1 protein-coding gene and 4 pseudogenes are annotated in these 5,048 nt (G+C 65.2%); 4 read left to right on the top strand and 1 reads right to left on the bottom strand.

The features are described 5' to 3' along the window. Window positions 1–190 precede the first annotated feature (190 nt). The 3 genes and pseudogenes from NA4_RS37160 to NA4_RS37155 all read left to right on the top strand — a co-directional run bounded on the left by NA4_RS37160 (window position 191) and on the right by NA4_RS37155 (window position 2,270). A pseudogene (locus NA4_RS37160) lies at window positions 191–779 on the top strand (DUF8020 domain-containing protein). Between the two features lie 60 nt (window positions 780–839). Next, window positions 840–1,007, top strand: a complete 168-nt coding sequence (locus NA4_RS41835) for a hypothetical protein (RefSeq protein WP_169811211.1) — start codon at window positions 840–842, stop codon at window positions 1,005–1,007. Then, a pseudogene (locus NA4_RS37155) lies at window positions 961–2,270 on the top strand (IS1380 family transposase). The gene NA4_RS41835 and the pseudogene NA4_RS37155 overlap by 47 nt, the downstream one beginning before the upstream one ends. Window positions 2,271–2,338: 68 nt before the next feature. Here the strand turns inward: NA4_RS37155 and NA4_RS43950 are convergent. Then, window positions 2,339–3,119: pseudogene (locus tag NA4_RS43950) on the bottom strand (IS110 family transposase). 348 nt (window positions 3,120–3,467) lie between these two features. On the opposite strand from NA4_RS43950, the pseudogene NA4_RS37145 reads away from it, so the two are divergent. Beyond that, a pseudogene (locus NA4_RS37145) lies at window positions 3,468–4,701 on the top strand (IS110 family RNA-guided transposase); the annotation flags it as partial. Between the last annotated feature and the right edge of the window lie 347 nt (window positions 4,702–5,048).

Raw genomic sequence — 5,048 nt, 5'->3', positions numbered from 1 at the left:
GCTAATCTGTCGGAAACAGGCCATGTCAGTATGCGCGAAGATTAAATCTCCGAGTATGGTCAAGAAGAAAAGTTCGATGAGGAAAATTGCTCTAGCATCCGTGTTATGCATTACGGCAGTACGTGTCGCCGCGGCTCCGGTCTTCGCCGCCCCTGGCTGCAATGTTGATATGGTCAACTAAACGGCAACCATGTATTCCGAGTCTACCGTCGTCCGCGCCGCCAGTGGGTCAATCGCGGCAGAAGGCGGCAGATTAAAGATAAAGGCTGGGAACGGTACCGTACTCGCTGGAACGGAACTGTCGTTCCGCGTCGACGACTCCGTCTTCCCGATCGCCGCGCAGGTCACTGAACGCACCGCAACAATTGACTCCGGTCTTCGACCTCCAGCATGCCCAATACCGCCCCGTGGCGCTGCTGTTTGAGAACCAAGCGCCCTGGAAAACCGAATGCGATCGCGAACAGGCAGCATGGACTAGAATGACGTCCACCATCACCATGGGCGCCACCATCGGCGCCCTCGTGGGAGGTCTCGGCGGCGCGGCGGTTGGCTGCATCTTGGGTGGTATTGCGGGTGCCACGGTCGCCGCGGCAGCTATCGTCGGCCTGTTCGGCGCCTTCATCCCGGTTGCCGCAGTCGGTCGTCTCGGCGGCATAATCGCCGTCGGCGCACTCGGCACCGTTGCCGGTCAACTGTTGGTCACTGCCCCGGTTGCGATCGGGGCCGCCGTGCGGTACTTCACCACCATCAACCGGCCAACAACCGCGCCCGCCAAATAGACCTGCGTGGGTTCGATTCGCCTGCGATCTGTCGCACCTGGCGCATGGAAGGTGATAGGGATGATTGACCTCGATCCGGCGGATCGGTTGATCCACTGGCAACTGGCCGATGCCGCAGCGGGACTGTGGAGTCCTGCTGTGGTGGTCGCCGATGCAGCGATGAGTGAGGAGCACCCTTCTGGTGCGGAAGTTTATCTCGCCGTATCCGGCGTTGGCCGTGGACGGTGATGGTTCGGGTGTCGTGTCGCAGGCCGGGGCGGTGCTGCTGTTGCGGACCGCTGAGCGGATCGGCCTGGTCAAGGGCTTGTCGAAGGTGTTGGCGCTGTGGCGTAAGTCTCTCGCGACACACGACCCAGGCAAGATCGTACTGGAGCTGGCGGCGTCGCGTCGGATCCGACCGTGTCGCGTCTGGTCGCAGTCCTGGCCATCGATGCGCCGAAAGCCTTGTCCGCCATCGCTTCTGCGTGGGATGATACACGCGGCCACGCGTGGGCGCTGGCTGTCGAACACGCACGAGATCACGGTATCGATGCCGAGTATCCGCTGCTGATCGATCTCGATGCCACGCTGATCTACGCATATTCGGAGAAGGAACTGGCGGTCCTGGTTCAAGCGTGGCTTCGGTTTTCACTCGTTGGGGGCGTTTGTTGACCACGGCCCGGACGGCACCGGTGAACCGGTCGCCGAGCTGCTACGTCCGGGCAACGCCGGCGCCAACACCGCCGCCGACTACAAGAAGGTTCTCGCCGCCGCGATCGCGCAGCTGCCCCTGGCAGCCCGGCTACCGAGTCGGCCGGAAAGTTCTGGTGCGCAGGGATTCCGGTGGCGGCACCCACGACTTCGTCGACTACTGCGCCGCCCGCAGACTCCAATACTCACTGGGGTTCACCCTGACCGACACCATCGTCGAGGCGGTCAACGCCCTCCCGAAAACAGGTATGGACCCCGGCCTACGACGCCGACGGCGACGTGCGTGACGGAGCTTGGGTCGCCGAGCTCACCGGCATGCTCGATCTGACCGGATGGCCCGCCGACATGCGCCTGATCGTCCGGAAGGAGAGGCCGCATCCCGCCGCTCAGTGGCGGTTCACCGACGTCGACGGCCTGCGGTTGACCGCGTTCGTCACCAACACCCGCCGCGGCCAGATCCCCGACCTGGAACTACGTCACCGCCGTCGCGCCCGCAGCGAAGACCGCATCCGCTGCGCGAAAGACACCGGCCTGCGCAACCTGCCGTTCAAAGGCTTCGACGCCAACCGGATCTGGGTCGCGATCGTCGCGCTCGCCCTGGACCTGACCGCCTGGCTGCAAACCCTCGGCCTGCACCACCACCCCGCCCGCCGCTGGGAACCGAAAACCCTGCGCCTGCAACTATTCTCGATCCCAGCCCGGCTCGCGCACCACGCCCGCCGCGTCCACCTTCGCTTATCCCGGCATCACCGCAGCACCGGCCTGCTACTGACCGCCCTGGACCGCCTGCAACCCGGATGACCAGCACCAACCCGCCCCTACGATTCTCAATAGACTTGTCAAGCCTTCGCCGGTTCGGCAGCCTGTTTTCAGGCAGCGGCGACGATCGGTTCGGGTGGAGACGGCGCGTAGCAGCGGTTGTCACGCAGCAGCGCCCACAAGACGTTGACTCGCCTGCGGGCGAGGGCGAGAACGGCCTGGGTATGCCGTTTCCCCTCGGATCTCTTGCGGTCGTGGAAGATTCGCGATCGCTCGTTGCATCGGATGCTGATCAGCGCCGAGGTGTAGAGGGCGTGCTGCAGCCCGCGGTGGTATCGCCGCGGCCGGTGCAGGTTGCGCCTCGGGCGTCTGATAGCCGGTGAGCAGCACCAGCGGCCCCTTGGTAATCAGGTCCAGGGCACGTTCCAGCGCAGGGCTGATGCCCAGCAACTGCTGGTGCAGGCGATTCACCAGCCGGACGCGGTCACCGGCCAGATCACGACGACGGGCCAGCAGCATCCGCAGCTCGACGATGAGCTCGTCGTCGACACGCAGCGGGGTCAAGTCGCGCCGCATGCGGGCCTGGTCGGCGATGATCGCGGCGTCCTTGGTATCGGTCTTGCCCGCGCCGCGGTAGCTGCCGGCGGCGCTGTTGACCTGGCTGCCGCTGATGTAGAACACCCGTTGCTGATGCGCGGACAACAAGGTCAGCAGCAACGCCGATTCGGAAGTGACCAGGTCCATCGCCCAGTGCACCTCATCGGCGAGCTCGGCGACTTGTCCGATCAACTCCAGCAGCGCGGTCTCGTCGCTGCGGACTCGCCGCGACAGCAGCCGTGCGCCGTCGGCGTCGATAACCACTACATGATGGTGCTCCTCGCCGATGTCCATCCCGGCCCGAGCACGTTCCAACGTCGTCTCCTCTGTTCGCTGAACACGGTGTCCCGCAGACGACTTCGCTGGCCAGTCCCTACGCAGCGACGGTTCGCAATTCTCAATCAGCATCGCGGCGACCCTGGTGGGTCGCGCCTGGAGGACGGGAAAATCTGCTGGTGGTCGCCTTGGTCGACGTCGTGGCCACTTGGCGCGTTCGAGCCCGGCAATCAGCAGGACGCGGGGACGTTCGACAGGCACCTGGAAGTGTTGCTTCGAGCACGAATATCAGACTCTTTCGCCTTTCCCGTCCCTACCGAGGCGGCCACGCCTGCAGTGGATACGAACGGAAGGGCCGGGTGGTCGGTGACGGATGTCCTGCACGAGCGATGCGCGGGCATCGATATCAGCAAAGCGGATGTGAAGGTGTGTGTCCGCACGCCATCACGCAACGGGCGGCGCCGCAGCGAGGTCCGCACGTTCTCGGCGATGACGCGGGATCTGCTGGCCATGCGGGACTCGCTGGTCGAACAAGGCGTGACGGTGGTCGGGATGGAGGCCACCGGCTCGTATTGGAAGCCGGTGTTCTACCTGCTCGAGTCGCAGATCACCTGCTGGCTGCTCAACGCCGCGCACATGAAGGCCGTGCCCGGCCGCAAGACGGATGTGAAGGACGCCGAGTGGATCGCCAAGCTGATCGAGCACGGCCTGGTGCGGCCGAGTTTCGTTCCGCCACCGCCGATCCGGCAGCTGCGGGACGTCACTCGCAACCGTACCGAGGTGGTTCGCGAACGCACGCGGGAGGCGCAGCGGCTGCACAACCTGCTCGAGGACGCCGGGATCAAGCTCACCTCGGTGGTCTCCGACGTATTGGGCAAGTCCGGGCGGGCCATGCTGGAGGCGTTGATCGGCGGGCAGCGCGATCCGCGGGCGTTGGCCGAGCTGGCGCTGGGGCGGTTGCGGGGCAAGCATTCCGCCCTGATCGAGGCGTTGACCGGACGGTTCGACGACCACCACGGTTTCCTGGCCCGGGCCATGCTCGACCGCATCGACACCGCGACCGCGATGCAGAACCGGCTCACCGCGCGGATCGATCAGTTGATCGCACCCTACCGCCGCCAGATCGAGCTGCTGGCCACCATCCCCGGTGTCAGCCCAACGACCGCCGAGGTGATCCTCGCCGAGATCGGTGCCGACATCACCCAGTTCCCCAGCGCCGGGCACTTGGCGTCCTGGGCCGGGATCTGCCCCGGCAACCACGAATCCGCGGGCAAGAGCACCTCGGGAACCACCCCGGCCCGGCGATCCCTGGCTCAAGGGTGTGCTCGGGCAGGCCGCGATCTCCGCCGCACGCGGCAAGGACACCTACCTCGCCGCCCGCTACCGACGCCTACTGGTCCGTCGAGGACGACGCCGAGCCCTTGTCGCGCTACAACATTCGATACTCATCGCGGTCTGGCACATGTTCACCGACGATGTCGGCTACCGCGAACTCGGCGGCACCTACTTCCTCGACCGCACCGCCAAGACCACCGCCACCCGGCGGCTGATCGGCCAGCTCAACCACCTCGGCTACCAGGTCACCCTCAACCCCTTGGAGCCACATGAACACCGGAAACAGCCCATCGCACGTTCGTTGATTTTCGTATCAGCAGCCGAGTCGTCGAGGAGGTGCCGGGCGGCCGATCGTAAGGAGCCACACCAACAGCAGACCACTGAAAGCCACACCCGGCACCTCTGGGCAACCAGGACCCTACGACTGGCCCGAACTGCCCACGAACAAAGGTAGGGACCACTGAAAGGACCTTCATCCGGGCCCGTGGAACCCGGCAGTCATCCGCTGAACGGCTACCCCGTGTTGCCCACCAGTCGCCGATCAGCGACCAGAAACCAATCCGAACCCGATCACGCCGGGCCGAAGGCCCGGCGAAACATCGAGGCTAACTA

Source organism: Nocardia amamiensis NBRC 102102, assembly GCF_001612745.1.
Taxonomy (GTDB): domain Bacteria; phylum Actinomycetota; class Actinomycetes; order Mycobacteriales; family Mycobacteriaceae; genus Nocardia; species Nocardia amamiensis.
This window is presented reverse-complemented; position numbering and strand designations above follow the sequence as displayed.

Coding starts and splice junctions, on each gene's coding strand:
- NA4_RS41835 (WP_169811211.1), top strand. CDS start 840: ATGATTGACCTCGATCCGGCGGATCGGTTGATCCACTGGCAACTGGCC.